Source organism: Metabacillus malikii (genome assembly GCF_030813355.1).
Lineage (GTDB): Bacteria > Bacillota > Bacilli > Bacillales > Bacillaceae > Metabacillus > Metabacillus malikii.
The window spans coordinates 27426-46335 of sequence record NZ_JAUSUD010000022.1 but is presented as its reverse complement, the minus strand read 5'-3'; the positions used below and the strand labels follow the sequence as shown (position 1 = coordinate 46335).

Below are 18910 nucleotides of genomic sequence, written 5' to 3'. Positions count from 1 at the left end.
AACCAGCTGAGCGCATGTAATAAACTAATGAAATTAGTTATATAGTTACTAAATGGTTAGCCTTTGAAATTGGTTAAAAGATTATGGTAGGTCAGAACGTTTCCCAGGTTCATCTTTTCCATTTGTATCGTTGCCGGTGCCTGCGGTATACCCTACACGGTAAACAGAGTTACGTTTGCTTTTTAGCGCATTTGGCATTTTATACTGTTCGTCACCATTTTGGAATTGTCCTTTATCAGACATTGAACATCTCTCCTTTTAAACTGGACTAACTATATTATTACCTATTTAGTTAGGTTGTATGAAAATAATTCGATACTAAACATTATTGGAGGTTAATAATGAAAGATTTTCAATTCTATATAAATGGTAATTGGGTGGGGGGAAGTTTGGATAAGATTATTATCCGAAATCCTGCAACAAACGAGGACATAGCATCTGTTCCATGCGGCGGTAAGTCTGAAGCTCAAGAGGCAGTTGAGGCTGCTCATGCAGCTTTCCCTAATTGGTCTAGCCTATCTGTATACGAACGCTCAGATTATATTAGAAAATGGTATGAACTAATTGAAAATAACCAGGATGAACTAGCTCGTATTATGACTTTAGAACAAGGTAAGCCACTTAAAGAAGCAATTGGCGAAATAAATTATGCGAATGGATTTCTCTCTTGGTATGCTGAGGAAGCAAAACGAATATATGGTGAAATGATTCCAGCAACAAGTAGTAATAAACGTTTATTTGTGCAAAAACAACCTGTTGGTGTTGTTGCTGTTATTACACCTTGGAATTTCCCTGCGGCGATGATTACGAGGAAAGTAGCACCTGCGTTAGCTGCTGGCTGTACAGTTGTAATGAAACCTGCTGAGCAGACACCATTAACAGCAATTAAATTAATCGAGTTAGCTGAAATTGCAGGGATACCAAACGGTGTTATTAATCTTGTCACTGGTGATGCAAATGAGATTGGCAAAACGTGGCTTGGAGATAAGCGTGTAAGAAAGTTAACTTTTACTGGCTCTACAGAAGTGGGTAAACTGCTATTAAAGCAATCAGCGGAAACGGTTAAAAAGATTTCCTTAGAATTAGGCGGTCACGCTCCTGCAATAATTTTTGATGATGCAAATATAGATAAAGCAGTAAATGATGTAATTGCATCAAAATTCAGAAACGGTGGTCAAACTTGTGTATGTGCTAATCGAATATATGTGCAAGATAGCATCTATGATAACTTTCTTACGAAATTTACTGAAAAAGTAAAGGAATTAGTTGTCGGTAATGGGTTAATTGAAGGTACCGACATAGGCCCCCTAATTGATGAAGCTGCAATTGAAAAAGTACAGCAACATATTGACGATGCAGTCAAAAAAGGGGCGAAAATTGAAACAGGTGGTAAACTTATTGATGGTCTATATTTTGAACCAACTGTTTTATCGGGTGTAAAGGACGACATGCTTTGCATGGTAGAAGAAACGTTTGGCCCTGTTGCTCCGGTATGTAAATTCACTACTGATGAAGAGGTAATAGATAGAGCAAATGATACGATATATGGATTAGCTGCATATGTGTTTACAGAAAATATTAACCGTGGATTAAAGGCTACAGAACAATTGGAGTATGGAATAATCGGTTTAAACGATGGCTTGCCTTCAACACCACAAGCACCATTTGGCGGATTAAAACAGAGCGGTCTTGGTCGCGAGGGCGGTCATTATGGCATTGACGAGTACTTAGAAATAAAGTACGTATCATTAGGCATTGGATAGAAGCTAGATTAGAAGACGACACACTCTTTGTAATATCATTTAAGATTATTAATTGATATTTCAGAGAGTGATTTTTTTTGAATTTATCTTTTAATAGTAAATTCCTCAATTCGTATTGGTTTTTAAAGCAGTTAACTGTAAGTATAAACCCATGTTCAGAACGTACTAGTCATTCGCTAGTGGATTCTTAGAAATCCTTTCAACTTAGGGGTTCAAAGTGATAAATACTCAGAACAATAGTAAAAGTAGCAACTTAATTTTTATAAAAATATTCTAATTTAAAATTACTAATATATGATTTTAAATATTAAATTATAATAATTATAAAAAAGTATTGATTTTTAATTAAAACATGTTATTATAATAATAGATTAAAACATTACGAGGTGATTCTATAATGACAAATAACAGATTAACTACTAGTTGGGGTGCACCAGTCGGTGACAACCAAAATTCTATGACTGCAGGGGCTAGAGGCCCAGTATTAATTCAAGATGTGCATCTACTAGAAAAACTGGCACATTTTAATAGAGAAAGAGTTCCAGAGCGTGTCGTACATGCAAAAGGTGCAGGTGCGCACGGATATTTTGAAGTAACAAATGATGTTTCAAAATATACAAAAGCAAAATTATTTAATGGTGTAGGTAAACGAACACCAATGTTTATTAGATTTTCTACTGTTGCTGGTGAACTAGGTTCTGCTGACACTGTACGTGACCCTAGAGGATTTGCAGTTAAGTTTTACACAGAAGACGGTAACTACGATATCGTCGGGAACAACACACCGATATTCTTTATACGTGATGCAATTAAATTCCCTGATTTCATTCATACGCAAAAGCGTCACCCACAAACACATTTGAAAAATCCTAATGCTGTTTGGGATTTCTGGTCACATTCACCAGAATCTTTGCATCAAGTAACATACTTAATGGGAGACCGCGGTATTCCAGCAACTCTTCGCCACATGAATGGTTATGGAAGCCATACATTTAAATGGACAAACGCTGAAGGTGAAGGCGTGTGGATAAAATATCATTTTAAAACGGACCAGGGTGTAAAAAATTTAGACCCAGCTGTTGCTGAGAAATTAGCAGGTGAAAACCCAGATTATCATACTGAAGATTTATTTAACGCAATCAAAAATGGCGATTTCCCATCATGGACATTATATGTTCAAGTTATGCCATTAGAAGATGCAAATACTTACCGTTTTGATCCATTCGATGTGACAAAAACGTGGTCACATAAAGATTATCCATTAATTGAAGTAGGTCGTATGGTTCTTGACCGTAATCCAGAGAACTATTTTGCTGAAGTTGAACAAGCAACATTCTCACCTGGAACTCTTGTACCTGGTGTAGATGTATCACCGGATAAGATGTTACAAGGTCGTTTATTTGCATATGCGGATGCACATCGTTATCGTGTTGGTGTTAACCATAATCAATTACCAATTAACCGACCTCATGCAGATGTCGATAACAATCAACGTGACGGATTTATGACGATGACTAACGGTAAAAATCCTGATGTATATTACGAACCAAATAGCTACGGTGGTGCTGTTGAAACTTCAGAAAATAAACAAGCAGCATTCCCTGTTACAGGAGTTGCTGAAAGTGTGCCTTACGATCATAATGATCATTACACGCAAGCTGGAGATTTATACCGTTTAATGAGTGAAGAAGAGCGTACTCGTACAGTTAATAACATTGTAGGTGCAATGAAACCAGTTGAAAAAGACGAAATCAAATTACGTCAAATTGGTCATTTCTTTAAGGCAGACGCTGAATTTGGTGCTCGTATTGCTGAAGGTTTAGGCCTTTCTGTTCCTGAAGAAGTAAAATAATTTAAAACGTATTAATAAAAAGGAATTCTCAAACTATTCTCATTCTCATTCTCAAAAAAAAGGTACCCATTTTATAAATGGGTACCTTTTTCTTGTTGAACTGTATGGCCATAAACATTTACTATAAGCTATTATTGACTGGTAGAAACACACCTGCTTAGAGGGTAACGACTTTTGCAAATGCCTCGCTATGTTCTCTCCGTTCCTTTCGATGGTTAATTCGCTGTTGTGCACTATGATATAACATTTTTTCCTCATCAGATTCAGGGACAACTTTTGGCACAGTTACCGGTTTTCCTTCATCATCTAAAGCTACAAATGTTAAAAAAGAAGTGGCTGCAAGTTTTCGTTTTCCTGTTCGCAAGTCTTCAGATATAACTTTAACAAATACCTCCATTGAAGAGCGACCAACAGATGAAACGTAGGACTGTAAACTGACGGCTTCACTTTGTCTAATTGGGACAAGAAAATCAACAGAATCGGTTGATGCTGTTACGACATCACATCTAGAATGTTTTGCAGCAGAAATAGAAGCGATATCATCAATATAGCTCATTAACTTTCCGCCAAATAACGTGTCATGATTATTCGTATCTAAAGGAAATACCCGACTAGTTTTAATAACTAAAGATTCCTTACATGTTTTTTCAAGTCTCTCGTTCACTTTAATCTCTCCTATATTAAATATAATGACTAATTTATATTCTCCGCTAAATACATATCATTAGTCAATTTTTAAGCCACAAACTAATTCTGAAGTGAATAGAGGTGATTTTGAAAATTATTTATTGTTGTTAGAAGGAAAAAAAGATATTATAATGAACATTAACATACAAAAGAATACCATAATATACATTATTGTTTATTTAGAAGGGAGAAGAAAATAATGAATAGAAAAAAAGGTGAAACACATTGGATTATCCCAGACGGTTTTATCCCGCCATTAAGTTCCGGTGAATTAATAAGTCATGAATCTATTTGTATAGTAAATTGCAATAACGAGGATACAGCTATATATATTACAATTTACTTTGAAGATCGGGACCCGATAGAAAAAATACCAATGATGATCCATTCAAAAAGAAGCCATCATATTCGTACCTCATCATTAGAATTAAACGGTGAAAAAATACCTGTAAATGTTCCATATTCAATTGAAGTTGAAAGTGACCTTCCGATTATCGTTCAATATAGTCGTTTAGATTCAACACAACCAGGATTAGCACTGATGTCAACAATGGGATACCCACTAAAGAGTGAATAATGACAAATCTAACAAAAATGTTAGCGTTTAAAATTGAAAGCCTTTTCAGTAAGTGGCCGAGATAGTTTGATATCTTTGAAGCTGGAGGATAACAGAAGTGAAAAATAAAATAACAAATTTCGTTTTGTACCTCCATAATATGTATAATAATTCAAAAATTAAATATAAGTTGATTACAATTATCTCTATTATAATGCTTATTTGTCTGTTATTTACAGTGGTTGGTTTTCAGTTTGCCTTTAACATGTATGATCAACAAATATATCGAAAATCATCACAAGTATTAATTATGTCATCTAAACAAATTGAAGATGAACTGACAAATATTGAGGAATTATCTTTTAACATATTAAAAGATAGTGTACTTCAATCACATCTAACAAGGACGAAAGAAGAAATCTCAAAATATGAACAATTCCAGATTGAAAGTGAAATATGGGAAAAGTTAACTAGTTTTATAGGAAATGAAAAATATATACAATCAATTTATTTATATGATCAAAGTGGCAGAGAATATCGTGCAGGGAGTAATCATTCTAAAAGAATTGATAAAATGAAGGATGTATTAATTGATAAGGCAGTTGGTGGAAACGGCAGTAATGTATGGGTTTCTGATGCGAAAACAAATAATTACATTTACTCAACTCGTCAAATAAAGGCATATAAAAATTTAAGCTTAGAGTTTTTAGCAACATTAATTATCGAAGTGAATTTAGATGAAATTATCAAGGAGCTACCGAAAGTATGGGATGGTCATGAAGGGGGCATTATCATTTCAAATCGACAGGGGCCCTTTTATAGAGAAGAAAATATATTCAATTACGAACATTTAGTTTATTCGACTGCTGATAGTCAAGGCTATTTTATCCAAAAGGTAAAGGGACGTAGCTTTTTCATTACATACTTTCAATCACCCTATTCAGATTGGACGTACTGGAATATCATCCCTTTTGGTTCGATGTTTGCTAAAGTCACAGCAATGAAATATATTGTTATTTTTATATTTTTATTATTATACTCAGGAGCAATATTTTTAGCGGTAAAGTTTTCAAGACATATAACAAATCCAATAGAGAACTTAGTATCATCAATGAAAAATGTCCAACAGGGAGATTTTAATATATCTGAAACATTGAAATTACACGACTATGGTGAAAAAGATGAAGTAGGAATCTTACATCACAATTTTTATACAATGATTGAACGAATAAACGAATTAATTAAAGAAAATTATGAAAAGCAATTATTAATTAAAGATACAGAGTTTAAAGCATTACAATCACAAATAAATCCGCATTTTTTATATAATACACTCGAATCTATAAATTGGTTAGCAAAAATAAATAAACAACAACAAATATCTAATATGGTAGAATCTTTAGGATATTTACTTAGAAATGCTATAAGTATTAAAGAAGATGTCATTACGCTTCGGGAAGAAATTGAAATTGTAAATCATTATGTAACGATTCAAAAGTTTAGATTTGAGGAGAGATTAAATTTCAATTTATATATTGATGAACAAGTCCTAGATTGCAAACTTCCTAAATTAATCATTCAACCCCTAGTCGAAAATTCAATCAATTATGGACTAGAGTCAATGATTGAATGTTGCCATATTTCAGTCTCCGCATATAAAGCTGACGGAAATATTCACCTGATAGTTGAAGATAACGGAGTAGGAATAGATGAAAATCAAATCTCTAAGATTATTAAAGGTAATGTGAATAGTAAGGGTAATGGGATTGGGATTAAAAATATTGACTCTAGAATTAAGTTAGTTTTCGGCGAGGAATACGGTGTGAAAATAGAAAGTACATTGAACTTAGGTACTAAAGTTATCATAGTCATTCCATGCGAAACGAGGTGAAACCATGTATGATGTTCTGTTAGTAGATGACGAGCGGATTATTTTAGATGGTATTTCGAAAATAATAAATTGGCAAAGCTTAGGTCTTCGATTAATCGGCACTGCTAGAAATGGAATAGAAGCATATCAACTAATTAAAAAAAATCAGCCTGATATTATCATATGTGATATAAAAATGCCAGGTTTAACTGGACTTGAATTGGTCGAAAAAGTTGCGAAAGAGAAAATAAATGTAAAATTTATTATTCTATCTGGGTTTGGTGAATTTAATTATGCAAAACAAGCGATGGAATATGGTGTTAAGCAATATCTATTAAAACCTTGTAATGAAAAGCACATTGTAGATGCATTAACTTCAGTAAAGAAAGAATTATTAATTGAAGAAAAAAGAGAGCGCTTTCTAGATGACATGAAGTCACAACTAAGCCAAATCCAACCATATGTAAAAAAACAACTTCTTAGAGAGTTTATATCGACAAAATTGGATAATAAGAGAAGCGTTACTTTTTACGAGAGACTAATTCAAGTCAATTTTAAAGGTCAAACTATACGTGTTATGCTTATAAAGCCTGAGGGAGAAAGTTTTGATGAGCAAATGTTTGTCATTAATAATCTAGGAGTTGACATTTTTGCTCCCTCAGTACTTTCCACAACAATAGGTGATTATGCGATATTTATCATTGCCGAAAGAAGCATTGAAATTCTTAAAGGAAAAATCGAACAGCTAAAACATCATTTTAATGCTATCTATGGCTTAACCTTAACGATTGCAATTAGTGAACATGACCATATTTCAAAAGCTCGAGCATTATATTTAGAAGCATTAGAATGTTTAAACCATCGTTTCTTTTTAGGTGATGGAAGTCTAATCACAAAAAAAGAAATTCAGCAAACAAAGAAAAAGAATCAGTATGAATATGATGGGAAAAAACTATGTCTATTAATAAAATCAGGAAACTGGGAAAAGGTCGAGAAGGAAATAGCAGCATTCTTTAATGAAATGACGAACATGATGTTATCGACTAGTTTAACGCGGTCATACGTCATGCATTTATTTATGGAGATTATTCAATATTCTGATTCATATTGTGTGAAAACGTATATGGAAAAGATGTCTTCATTAATGGAAATGGATACGATTCAACAGATGAAGTCTTTCTTTATACAAAATGCTAAACAAATTACAGACTATCATCTTGAGAGGCATATGTCTAATCATTCAGGAATTATTAATAACATGATTAGTCTAGTTGAGCAAAACCTCAGTAACACGGAACTTTCATTAAAATGGATTGCAAATAAAGTTTATATGAATCCGGATTATTTAGGTAAATTGTTCAAGCAGGAAACAGGTGAGAAATTTTCTAGCTATGTCACGAGAATTAGAATCGAAAGGGCAATTGAACAGATTCAGAAAATGGACGATGTAAAAGTGTTTACTTTGGCTGAGGAAATTGGTTACGGGGATAACCCACAATATTTCAGTCAAGTTTTTAAAAAATATACAGGGTATACTCCTTCTGAATATCGGAAAGTAATTTGTTAGAAGTACACATCCATTATCTATTTGGTAATGGTTTTTTTTATTTCGGAGTACAATTTCATCCGATGTATTTATTAATATTTAGTCCAATAAAGGTTCATCAATGTGTAGAAACGATGAAAACTCTGTTTTTTAAACATTTATGTCTGATTTTTCAATTCAAATGACAGGAAAAAGGCTCTAGAATAGTACTTGTAAGCGTTAACAATAAAAAAGGGGGATGAAAATGAAGAAATTCTTGGTGTTATTTTTAGCGGTTTTTATGGTGTTTTCAATGGCTGCTTGTAGTGGAGGAACAAGCTCATCAGGGGGGTCTAGTTCTAATTCTGGTAAAGATAAAGATGGGAAAATTACCCTTCGAATCGCTTGGTGGGGTGAGCAAACGCGAAATGATTATACACTTGAAGTAATCAAAAAGTACGAGGAGAAGAATCCTAATGTGAAAATTCAAGCAGAGTATGCAAGCTGGGATGATTACTGGAAAAAGTTAGCACCACAAGCTTCTGCTAATCAATTACCTGACATTATTCAAATGGACTTGTCATATTTCTCACAATATGCTGAAAACGGACAATTAGCTGATTTATCTCCATTTATTGGTGAGCAAATTGATACAACAAATTTCACTGAAAATTATATCAATGGTGGAAAAATCGATGATAAGCTATACGGATTTAATGCAGGGGTAAACGTCGTTGGATTCAATTATGACCCTGAGTTATTGAAAAAGGTAGGGGTAGATAGTCTTGAAGAAGATTGGACTTGGGATGACTATAAAGAACTAGCTAAAAAAGCAAAAGATGCTGGATTATACGTTGATACAGGTATGAAAGCAGATGTGTTCTTTAACTACTACTTAAGAACACTAGGAAAATCTTTATATAGTAAAGATGGTACTGGATTAGGCTATGATGACGACCAATTATTTATCGACTTCTTCGAAATGACGTCTGGACTAGTGAAGGATAAAGCAGTTCCAACACCTGATTATCTTGCACAATTAAAAGGTATTGAAGATGACCCTGTCGTAACACAAGATGCAATTGGTATTTGGCAATGGTCTAATCAATTTGTCGGCTTACAGCAAGTTGCCAATCGACCATTAAAAATTCACAATATGCCAGGACCTAATGCAAGTGACGGCTTATATTTAAAACCAAGTATGTTCTGGTCAGTAGCTGAAAATTCTAAACACCAAGAAGAAGCAGCAAAATTCATCGACTACTTTGTGAATGATATAGAAGCTAATAAAATCATTCTTGGTGACCGTGGTGTTCCAGGCTCATCTGCTGTTAAAGAAGCATTAAAATCTGAGTTAACTCCTGAACAAACATTAGTGTTCGATAGTGTAGAATGGGCGGAACAAAATAGTTCAGAATTTGATGGTCCAGATCCAATTGGTGCTGGTGAAGTAATTGAAATGCTTGATAACTTAAGTGAACAAATGTCTTATGGGCAACTTGAAGTGAAGGATGCTGCTAAACAATTTAGACAACAAGCAGAAAGTATCTTATCACAAAATAAATAAACAATCTTTTGATTGATAAGAGTGGCTCGACAATAACTAGTGGAAATATGTAAACGCATTAAGTAGGTGGGTGACTCAAAACCAAAGGGGCAGTTCCTTAGAATACATATATGGATAAAGGCTTAAGGCATGTAGTCTATAAATGTATTAGTTAAAGGAAACAGACCTTTATGAGTCACTCCCTGTTTTCTGAGATTATGCAACTTCTTATATTATCCTGAGTCATTCTTATTTTGAAGGTTAACGAGCCGAGAAAGGAAATGATTATATGAGTGCTCAAGCTATTAGACAAAACTTAAAGGGATACTTATTTATTAGTCCCTTTGTTATAGGGTTCTTGGCATTTACACTAATCCCAATAGTTACCTCACTGTATTTATCGTTTACAAAGTACAATCTATTTGGTGCACCTGTTTGGATTGGTTTGGAAAACTATCAAAAAATGTTTACACAGGATCCAAGATATTGGCAATCGTTAAAGGTCACCTTAATTTATGTTTTGGCAGGGGTACCATTAAGACTTGGTTTTGCCCTTCTTATTGCCATGATTTTAAATACAGCCTCTCGTGCCGTAGGACTATATCGAACTTTGTTTTATCTACCGTCTTTAATTGGTGGTAGCGTTGCTGTTGCTATCATGTGGAGAAATATTTTCGGTGATGAAGGAATCGTCAATATTTTATTAAACTTATTAGGTATCCCAGATGTACGCTGGTTCGGTGACCCGACTGCAGCACTATGGATGTTAATCTTTTTATCTGTATGGCAATTTGGCTCATCGATGTTAATATTCCTTGCTGGTTTAAAGGGAATTCCAGCAACATATTATGAAGCAGCTAGTGTTGATGGAGCTAATTATTGGCAGAAATTCATGAAAATTACGTTACCAATGTTAAGTCCAGTTATCTTATTTAATACGATTATGCAAACAATCGCAGCATTTATGACATTTGTACCTGCGTTTATCATTTCTAAAGGGACTGGTGGTCCATTAGATGGTACACTCCTATATTCACTCTATCTTTTCATTCAAGGATTTGAATTCTTCAATATGGGTTATGCATCTGCGATGGCGTGGATCATGTTAATTATTGTTGGTCTTTTAACAGCTATCATTTTCTATACATCTAAATTCTGGGTGCATTATGAATCAGAAGGGGTGAAATAACGGATGAGTTCAAGTACAAATGTAAAAACAGTCACAAGTCCTCCTATTGTTAAAGCATCTAACCTAAAGTCACCTAGGTGGTGGATTTATCACATACTTGTCGGTGGCTTTGCATTATTAATGCTATATCCGGTTATTTGGCTCCTAATGAGTTCATTCAAACCGACGGAGACGATTTTTTTAACAGCTAAACAATTGATTCCTGAAACGTGGACTTTTAATAACTTTACTCAAGGTTGGGAAGGAATCGGTGGAAATTCATTTGGATTATTTATTAAAAACACGGTTGTATTAGTTTTCTTTACAATGATTGGGCAAGTGATTTCTTCAGCTTTTATTGCATTTGGTTTTGCGAGATTACAATTCTTTGGAAAAAATTTTTGGTTTGCAATCATGATGGTCACACTTATGCTTCCTTATGAAGTTGTTATGATCCCGCAATATATTATTTTTGCTCAGTTAGGATGGCTAGATTCAATAAAGCCAATTGCAATTCCTGCATATTTCGGACATCCATTTTTCATTTTCTTATTAGTACAATTTATCCGAACTATACCCCGAGAATTGGATGAAGCAGCGACAATTGATGGATGTAACACGTTTAAAATCTTTTACAAAATTATACTGCCTTTAATAAAACCTGCATTAGCAACTGTTTCAATCTTCTCATTCTATTGGACATGGGATAACTTATTAGGACCAGTATTATACTTAAATAATCCGGCGAAATATACTGTTTCAATGGCGCTAAATATGTTCTTAAGTAATGATTCTGTTTCAAACTGGGGAGCCATGTTTGCAATGTCAATCGTTTCTTTAATACCGGTATTCGTTATCTTCTTTTTATTCCAACGCCATGTTGTTGAAGGGATTAGCACTAGTGGGTTAAAGGGGTAAAAATATGTGTCAATACGATATGTTCATCCTCAATAAAGATACGAATATTAAATATCAAGGTCCCGATATAACTAGTATTAATCACTTTTTACATGTATTGGAAAGGGATAAAAATAAAGTATTCTATGAAGAGGAGATGACTAGAAACTCGACAATCCGCCTTCTGCTAAATGAGGAGAATAATGAGGGTTTACGTCCTGAACAGTTTTCAATTGGATTTTCTCATGATCTGTCTGAGATGGTCGTCACGTCAGCAGATGAATTAGGGATGGTTTATGGCATTCTTCATATTAGTGAAACATTTCTAGGCGTTGATAAGTTTTGGTTTTGGAATGATATCGAACCAGTGAAAAGGGGAAGAGTCGAAATCCATCCTATAAATTTTGTTTCTGAAAAACATATGTGTAAGTATAGAGGCTGGTTTATCAATGATGAAGTACTCCTTTCAAAGTGGACATATCAAAATTCGAATACGTATGTATGGGAGATGATCTTTGAAGCTTTATTACGTTGTCAGGGAAATATGGTTATACCTGGGACTGATATTGAACATTCACCATATAAAAAAATTGCCTCAAGGATGGGACTATGGATAACACATCATCATGCTGAACCATTAGGGGCAAGAATGTTTAGTCGAGTATTCCCAAACAAAAACCCTTCATATGTCGAGAATGAAACATTGTTCAAAGAGTTATGGAAAGAAGCAATTCTAGAACAGACAACAAACAAAGTCATTTGGAATATCGGATTTAGAGGACAGGGTGACAGGCCATTTTGGTTAGATGATCCGACATTTGACACAGATAAAAAACGAGGACAGCTGATTTCGAAAATCATCATGGACCAATATAAAATGATTAATGATATTCAAGAAAATCCGATTTGCTGTGTGAACTTGTACGGAGAAATTACAGATTTATATAAAAAAGGACTTTTAACATTACCTGAAGGTGTTATTAAAGTATGGGCAGATAATGGTTATGGGAAAATGGTATCAAGAAGACAGGGGAATGATAATCCAAGAATCTCCTCTATACCAGCTCATAACGATAGAGGACCACATGGTATCTACTATCATATTACATTTTATGATTTACAGGCTTCTAATCATTTAACTATGTTTCCGAATCCAATCCAATTCGTTAATGATGAACTAGATAATGCTTTTCAACATCATATGAATGAGTTTCTCATTGTAAACTGTGGAAATATAAGACCACATATAATGTTTTTAGAATTGCTTAGTCAAGTGTGGAAAAGTGGAAGAGTAGATTCAACACAATTTTTAAAAGACTATGTGTCAAGAGCGTATCCAACCAATTCAGACGTGATGTGTAATCTTATAAATGAATATTTCAACGCCATTATTAAATATGGAGAAGAAGAAGATGAACGTGCCGGAGAGCAATTTTATCATTTCGCAATTCGAAACATTACGAAGCAATGGATTATAACACAGGGGGATGAATCAGCAACTAATCTTCAATGGGCAACCGGTAACATCTCTTTCGAGGAACAATGTACCTGGTTCAACAAAAAGGTGAAAAATCACTTGCCAAGTTTTGAAACATTGTTATCAAACTTGACTGAACTAATCCAAAAATCAACTAGTCTTGAAAAAGAGAGACTTCAAGACCAATTACTTTTGCAGGTGCAAATTCATAAAAGCGGATGCCAAGCAGTTTACTATGTAACAACGGCATTCGAAAAATTTAAAATAAAGCATTATTTTAAAGCCTTTCTTTTAGTTAATGCTGCTATCGAGGAATTATCCAAAACAGTAGAAAAGATGGAAAACCCATTAAATGAAAAGTGGAAAAGATTTTATGAAAATGATTGTTTAACAAATGTTACCTTAACAATCTATACATTGGAGACGTTAAGAAAATATATAAGAATGTTTGGTGATGGCCCAAACTTTTACAATTGGGAGAAGCAATATTTAACGACTGCTGAGGAAAGGTCAGTCATGCTTCTTACAAATAAAACAAAACAATTAGGTGATGAAGCGTTATATCAAAAATTAATGAATACATGTTTATCAAATCGAGAAGAACTCGAAAAATAAAAGAGTGATAGTGTCGGTATTTTGATGGAGGGAAACGTATGGAGACAACTGGATTTTTAGGTGGGATTAATAGTATTTTTGAGTGGATAACTAGATTAGCATTGCTAAACTTATTGTGGCTTTTTTTCACGGTAATTGGATTGTTTGTCTTTGGATTTTTCCCCGCTACAGTTGCAATGTTTGCTGTCGTTCGTAAATGGGCATTAGGTGAATTAGATATTTCCATTACGAAGACTTTCTGGCAATCTTACCGACATGAATTTATGAAGAGCAACATTCTCGGTCTATGGATTTTGCTAATTAGTTGTGTTCTTTTCATCGACTATATTTATTTACAACATACGACAGATATGAAACAACTACTAACTGCCCCATTTTTTATCGTGACGCTTCTGTTTGCTTGTATGCTGTTTTATATTTTCCCAATGTATGTTCACTACGAAATGAAAATTTCACAATTATTAAAAAGTTCGTTTTTTGTCATGATTATGAATCCAATTTCAACTTGTACGATGTTAGTTGGTACATCGGGTTTATTATTTCTTCTTTCGTATGGACCACCACTAATGATTGTATGTAGTGGGAATGTAATAGCACTAGCAATTGTAAAGCCTGCAATTAATGCATTTAATAAAATCAATCGTAAGTATCAATTCATGCAACAATGAAATGATGTTATAGGTTAAAAGTAGCATATCCGTCATTAATAGAAATATCATCTTGTGTTCTTCACTTGTTTGATTTAGCTTAAAAACAAGGGGGAATAGCATTGAAAAAGGGACTAATCGTCACCATTGTTATCGGAATGTTACTAGCTACTACATCTTGTCAGTTAGGTAGCAAAGAGGAAGTTAGTAATCAAATAGAGCCAACAACTATAAGAATTGCTTGGTGGGGTACACAACCTCGGCATGAACAGACAACGAGAATAATAGAATTGTATGAAAAAGCAAACCCTCATATAAATATTGAAGCTGAATTTGATGATTGGGATAACTATTGGCGTAAACTTGAACCTATGGTAGCTGCTAACGAACTTCCCGACGTTATTCAAATGGATTTGGCCTTTTTAGCACAGTATGGTGAAAAAGGGTTGTTAGAAGATTTAACACCGTATATTGAAAAGCAAACAATCGATACTTCTAATATTGACAAAAATATATTAGACAGTGCGAAAATTTCTAATAAATTGTATGGTTTTACAATTGGAATAAATGTATTATCTGTGATTACAAATGATGAATTGTTAACGAGAGCAGGAGTCGAATTTGATAGTGAAAAATGGACTTGGGAAGACATGGTGCAGGTTGCATTAACGATAAAACAAAATACAGGTGTATATGGATCAAATGGAATGAATCCACCGGACATTTTCTTCCCCTATTATTTGAGAACAAAAGGAGAATCTTTTTATAACGAGGAAGGTACAAAGCTTGCATATCAGGATGACCAATTATTTGTTGATTATTTTAAATTACAACTCAGATTAATAGAAGCGGGAGCATTTCCTACACCCGACATTGGCTCGACTGTAAGAGGTATTGAGGATGACTTTATCGTTAACAGAACATCAGCAATAACGTGGAATTATTCAAATCAATATGCCGCCTTTAGTCAAATAATTGATGATACATTGACACTTCACTTACCACCAGAAAATTATATACAAAATGCGCTGTTTTTAAAACCGAGTATGATGTTATCCATTCCAAAGACATCAACGGTTAAGGAAGAAGCAGCAAAGTTCATTAATTTTTTTGTGAATAACATTGAAGCAAATAAAATTATGAAAGGTGAAAGAGGTATTCCTGTTTCAGCGAAAGTCAGCAGCAAGATTAGAGGAGAACTTTCAAAAGATGAAATAAAAATTATGAACTATGTTGAAAAAGCGAAAAACCTCACAAAGCATTTTTATAGACCTGACCCGATCGGTAGCGGTGAGGTTATGGTGTTGCTTGAAGATATTTCTAATCAAATTCTATTAAAAAAGATAAGTCCAGAAGAGGGTGCGAAAAGATTTAGAGCAAGTGCAAATGAAATATTAAAAAGAAATAATTGAACTTATCTAGGAGGAGTAGGTTATGCCGAAATTACAATTTAATGAAGAAGAAATTCGTTTAGTAATTGATAAAGTAGTAAATCGAACATTTCAAATGGACTTTAATTGGGACTGGCCTGGTGGAGTTGCATTTTACGGCGTTGCAGAAGCGTATGAAGCAACAGAAAAACAAGAGTATATTGATTTGTTAAAAGGTTGGGTTGATGAGTGGCTTGAGGATGGCTTACCACGACTTTCTATTAATGGAGTATCGATTGGACATTCATTAATTACACTATATAAGGTTACTGAAGATGATAAGTACTTGGAAGTTATTATGGAAATGGCTGAGTACTTAAAGAACGACGCCCCACGTTTTGCCGATGGGATATTCCAACATACTGTGAATTCAGTTAAAGATGTTTTCCCAGAACAAGCTTGGGTAGATACGATGATGATGGCTGGACTCTTTTTATTACGGGTTGGGAAACTATTAAATCGTGAAGATTATTTCGAGGATGGCTTAAAGCAATATCACGGTCACGAGGACTTTTTACAAGACCCGATAACAAACTTATATTATCATGGTTGGGACAATATCGCTAAAAACCATATGTCATCTATCTATTGGGCCCGTGGCAATGGTTGGGCTGCATTGACGATGGCAAAAGCGTTAGAGCTCGTTGAAGTACAGCATCCATCCTATATGATCATTGATTGTTCATTGCGTGACCAATTAAGTTCATTAGTAAGACTGCAAGATGAATCAGGGTTATGGCATACGATTGTCAATGATTCAACTTCTTACCTAGAAGTTTCAGGCTCATCGGCTATTGCAGCAGCGTTGATTACAAGAGGTACTCTTTATAATAAATATATCCAAAAATCGATTAATGGAATTGTCAATGAGATTGAAGATGATGGAAAAGTATCAAAAGTATCCGCTGGAACAGCAGTTATGAACGATGCTGACGGATATAAACATGTACCATATAAGCGTATTCAAGGCTGGGGTCAAGGCTTAACACTTGTTTTTTTAGCGGAATTATTAAAATCTAGTAAACAACTATATAGCTAGTATACTAATTTTTAATAAGGGGAACGAGGTGAATATATTTCATATGTCAGAAACAATTAAACCAATTTCAATTTACTTAGCAGGTGATTCCACTGTAGCGAATTGTCCTAAGCATGAAGCGCCTATGGCAGGCTGGGGTCAAGTGTTTCAACAGTTTTTTACAAATGAACTGACTGTACACAATGAAGCAAAAGGTGGGAGAAGCTCTAACAGTTTTATTGAAGAAGGTCGATTGACTAAAATACTTGATAGTATTCAAGAAGGAGATTATTTATTCGTCCAATTTGGTCATAATGATCAAAAATCGTATGGAACAGAACCTTTTACTACCTATCAATCTTGTTTACAGCAATATATTTTTGGAGCGAGAGAAAAAGGAGCGACTCCAATATTACTTACTTCTGTACATCGCAGAAAATTTGATGAAAATGGATTCGTCGTAAATACATTAGGTGAATACCCTATAGCGATGAAACAGGTAGCTAAAAATCTTGATGTAACACTCATTGACCTCTGGAAAAAAACAAAGGTGCTTTATGAAACACTCGGTGTGGAGGAATCAAAATCTCTTTTCACTATTTTTCCACCTGATGTAGAGGAAAATTACCCTGATGGAATTGAGGATAATACTCATTTTTGTGAAAAAGGTGCATTTGAAGTGGCAAAACTTGTCATAGAGGCACTGAGAGAACAAAACATACCTTTAATAAAGTATATAAAAGAATAACCGCTTTTTTGAGGTTATTCTTTTCATTTTATATATCAGGTGAGAAATGAAACCTTAAAGATTTTTATATTCTGTATCAATGGCCTTTCTAATTGTATTTATTGTCAGGAGTTTAAACTGGTCGGAAACTGTTTCACCATTTGGGTTAGAATAGTACAGACCAAGCTTTCCTTCTAGTTGAATAAATCCTAAATCAGAAAGTTGAGTTTTAAGAAAGTTAGGTATATCGTTTATACCAGTATTTTCAATAAAATAAGCAGTGGGAAGGATTGTCACATCAATATCGCCTTTCCCTGTATGGATTTCAAATAAATTTGTCGTTTTCCTAAAAAGCCATTGCTTTTTCGTATAAAGAGTAATACGAGAATTTTCTAATGTAGATAGTCCTCTTAAGTTAACTCCATAAATAAGATTTAATATTCTAATGACCTCTTCATGTGATTGTACCCGAAAATAATCGATATAAATGTCCATAACTTCTGCCTTTGTTAACGACATAATTTCCTTATCTAACTCAGCTGTCGGTAATTGCTTATGATTCAGAGCTTTCCTCATCCCATCCATTACTTCGTCAGGATATACCGATAGTTTTGCACCTTCTCCTTCATTCGATATATAATCTAAGTCCATACCAAAAACATAGTAAACAATCTTTCGGAAATGCTGACCAGTTAAAGGCTGATTAGTATGCTGAAAGTAAAGGTTAAGAACCTCCATCTTAGGTAAGCTTTCTATTAATTCATCAACATTTTGACTAGAATTAGAAGAAGTGATACAGGTTTTTAAAATTTCAGTAATTGACGTTGGGTATTTATCGTAATGGTTATGTATCTTGCTTTCTATATTAGCCTGCATAGATAAAGCCACCTTTCACATGTGATTAATATTTTTGAATATATTATTAGTTTAATAGTGTTATAGATAAATGACCATAAAAATAGTAAGAATAGTCTAATTTTTTAATAAAAGGGTGTTTTTGTAAACATTGTTGCTTTTAACTGATTTGTCTGTTCAGGCTTTGTCTCCGCTACAGTACTCGCTTTCCGCGGGGTGGTGAGCTTCATAGCTCCTTGCGGCACGAACAAGCAAACTTCAGGTCTTCTCCCTACGA

General features: G+C 34.1%; 16 protein-coding genes. 13 read left to right on the top strand and 3 right to left on the bottom strand.

Features of this window, described 5'->3' with window-relative positions; genetic code table 11:
* Positions 1–81: 81 nt before the first annotated feature.
* Complete coding sequence (locus J2S19_RS18050; protein WP_307344629.1) at positions 82–243, bottom strand: hypothetical protein; 162 nt, start codon at positions 241–243, stop codon at positions 82–84.
* A 98-nt stretch (positions 244–341) separates the two neighbouring features.
* On the opposite strand from J2S19_RS18050, the gene J2S19_RS18045 reads away from it, so the two are divergent.
* Both J2S19_RS18045 and katA read left to right on the top strand, forming a co-directional pair.
* Positions 342–1763, top strand: coding sequence for an NAD-dependent succinate-semialdehyde dehydrogenase (locus J2S19_RS18045; protein ID WP_307344627.1), 1422 nt, complete (start codon positions 342–344; stop codon positions 1761–1763).
* A gap of 397 nt (positions 1764–2160) precedes the next feature.
* Positions 2161–3615: a catalase KatA gene (katA, locus tag J2S19_RS18040; protein WP_307344625.1), complete on the top strand. Its 1455-nt coding sequence runs from the start codon at positions 2161–2163 to the stop codon at positions 3613–3615.
* 157 nt (positions 3616–3772) lie between these two features.
* Here the strand turns inward: katA and J2S19_RS18035 are convergent, their stop codons facing one another.
* Entirely contained in the window at positions 3773–4279 is a 507-nt protein-coding gene (locus J2S19_RS18035) for an acyl-CoA thioesterase (protein WP_307344624.1), read from the bottom strand.
* A 222-nt stretch (positions 4280–4501) separates the two neighbouring features.
* Here J2S19_RS18035 and J2S19_RS18030 point away from each other — a divergent pair, with 222 nt between their 5' ends.
* From J2S19_RS18030 to J2S19_RS17980, 11 genes are all read left to right on the top strand, one after another.
* Positions 4502–4879 carry a sensory rhodopsin transducer gene (locus tag J2S19_RS18030; protein WP_307344622.1) on the top strand — a complete coding sequence of 126 codons (378 nt, stop codon included), beginning with the start codon at positions 4502–4504 and terminating at the stop codon, positions 4877–4879.
* A 97-nt stretch (positions 4880–4976) separates the two neighbouring features.
* Complete coding sequence (locus J2S19_RS18025; protein ID WP_307344620.1) at positions 4977–6749, top strand: sensor histidine kinase; 1773 nt, start codon at positions 4977–4979, stop codon at positions 6747–6749.
* Between the two features lie 4 nt (positions 6750–6753).
* On the top strand, positions 6754–8295 hold the full coding sequence (locus J2S19_RS18020) for a response regulator transcription factor (RefSeq protein WP_307344617.1): 1542 nt from the start codon (positions 6754–6756) through the stop codon (positions 8293–8295).
* A gap of 223 nt (positions 8296–8518) precedes the next feature.
* Positions 8519–9820: an ABC transporter substrate-binding protein gene (locus tag J2S19_RS18015; protein WP_307344616.1), complete on the top strand. Its 1302-nt coding sequence runs from the start codon at positions 8519–8521 to the stop codon at positions 9818–9820.
* A 268-nt stretch (positions 9821–10088) separates the two neighbouring features.
* On the top strand, positions 10089–10988 hold the full coding sequence (locus tag J2S19_RS18010; protein WP_307344614.1) for a carbohydrate ABC transporter permease: 900 nt from the start codon (positions 10089–10091) through the stop codon (positions 10986–10988).
* A 3-nt stretch (positions 10989–10991) separates the two neighbouring features.
* Positions 10992–11885, top strand: coding sequence for a carbohydrate ABC transporter permease (locus J2S19_RS18005; protein WP_370875171.1), 894 nt, complete (start codon positions 10992–10994; stop codon positions 11883–11885).
* 4 nt (positions 11886–11889) lie between these two features.
* Positions 11890–13956 carry a glycosyl hydrolase 115 family protein gene (locus J2S19_RS18000; protein ID WP_307344612.1) on the top strand — a complete coding sequence of 689 codons (2067 nt, stop codon included), beginning with the start codon at positions 11890–11892 and terminating at the stop codon, positions 13954–13956.
* Positions 13957–13994: 38 nt separating this feature from the next.
* Positions 13995–14624, top strand: coding sequence for a YesL family protein (locus tag J2S19_RS17995; RefSeq protein ID WP_307344610.1), 630 nt, complete (start codon positions 13995–13997; stop codon positions 14622–14624).
* Between the two features lie 101 nt (positions 14625–14725).
* Positions 14726–16015, top strand: coding sequence for an ABC transporter substrate-binding protein (locus J2S19_RS17990; protein ID WP_370875170.1), 1290 nt, complete (start codon positions 14726–14728; stop codon positions 16013–16015).
* A gap of 22 nt (positions 16016–16037) precedes the next feature.
* Complete coding sequence (locus J2S19_RS17985) at positions 16038–17072, top strand: glycoside hydrolase family 88/105 protein (RefSeq protein ID WP_307344608.1); 1035 nt, start codon at positions 16038–16040, stop codon at positions 17070–17072.
* A 43-nt stretch (positions 17073–17115) separates the two neighbouring features.
* Complete coding sequence (locus tag J2S19_RS17980) at positions 17116–17799, top strand: rhamnogalacturonan acetylesterase (protein WP_307344703.1); 684 nt, start codon at positions 17116–17118, stop codon at positions 17797–17799.
* Positions 17800–17853: 54 nt separating this feature from the next.
* On the opposite strand, the gene J2S19_RS17975 is transcribed toward J2S19_RS17980, so the two are convergent.
* A complete protein-coding gene (locus J2S19_RS17975; RefSeq protein ID WP_307344606.1) occupies positions 17854–18654 on the bottom strand; it encodes a hypothetical protein in 801 nt (266 codons plus the stop codon).
* Positions 18655–18910: the final 256 nt, after the last annotated feature.

Bases quoted from the DNA above. Each gene is read 5' to 3' on its own strand.
- J2S19_RS17995 (WP_307344610.1), top strand. From the start codon at position 13,995: ATGGAGACAACTGGATTTTTAGGTGGGATTAATAGTATTTTTGAGTGG.
- J2S19_RS18005 (WP_370875171.1), top strand. From the start codon at position 10,992: ATGAGTTCAAGTACAAATGTAAAAACAGTCACAAGTCCTCCTATTGTT.
- J2S19_RS18010 (WP_307344614.1), top strand. From the start codon at position 10,089: ATGAGTGCTCAAGCTATTAGACAAAACTTAAAGGGATACTTATTTATT.
- J2S19_RS17975 (WP_307344606.1), bottom strand. From the start codon at position 18,654: ATGCAGGCTAATATAGAAAGCAAGATACATAACCATTACGATAAATAC.
- J2S19_RS18020 (WP_307344617.1), top strand. From the start codon at position 6,754: ATGTATGATGTTCTGTTAGTAGATGACGAGCGGATTATTTTAGATGGT.
- J2S19_RS18030 (WP_307344622.1), top strand. From the start codon at position 4,502: ATGAATAGAAAAAAAGGTGAAACACATTGGATTATCCCAGACGGTTTT.
- J2S19_RS17985 (WP_307344608.1), top strand. From the start codon at position 16,038: ATGCCGAAATTACAATTTAATGAAGAAGAAATTCGTTTAGTAATTGAT.
- J2S19_RS18045 (WP_307344627.1), top strand. From the start codon at position 342: ATGAAAGATTTTCAATTCTATATAAATGGTAATTGGGTGGGGGGAAGT.
- J2S19_RS18015 (WP_307344616.1), top strand. From the start codon at position 8,519: ATGAAGAAATTCTTGGTGTTATTTTTAGCGGTTTTTATGGTGTTTTCA.
- katA (WP_307344625.1), top strand. From the start codon at position 2,161: ATGACAAATAACAGATTAACTACTAGTTGGGGTGCACCAGTCGGTGAC.
- J2S19_RS17980 (WP_307344703.1), top strand. From the start codon at position 17,116: ATGTCAGAAACAATTAAACCAATTTCAATTTACTTAGCAGGTGATTCC.
- J2S19_RS18050 (WP_307344629.1), bottom strand. From the start codon at position 243: ATGTCTGATAAAGGACAATTCCAAAATGGTGACGAACAGTATAAAATG.
- J2S19_RS18000 (WP_307344612.1), top strand. From the start codon at position 11,890: ATGTGTCAATACGATATGTTCATCCTCAATAAAGATACGAATATTAAA.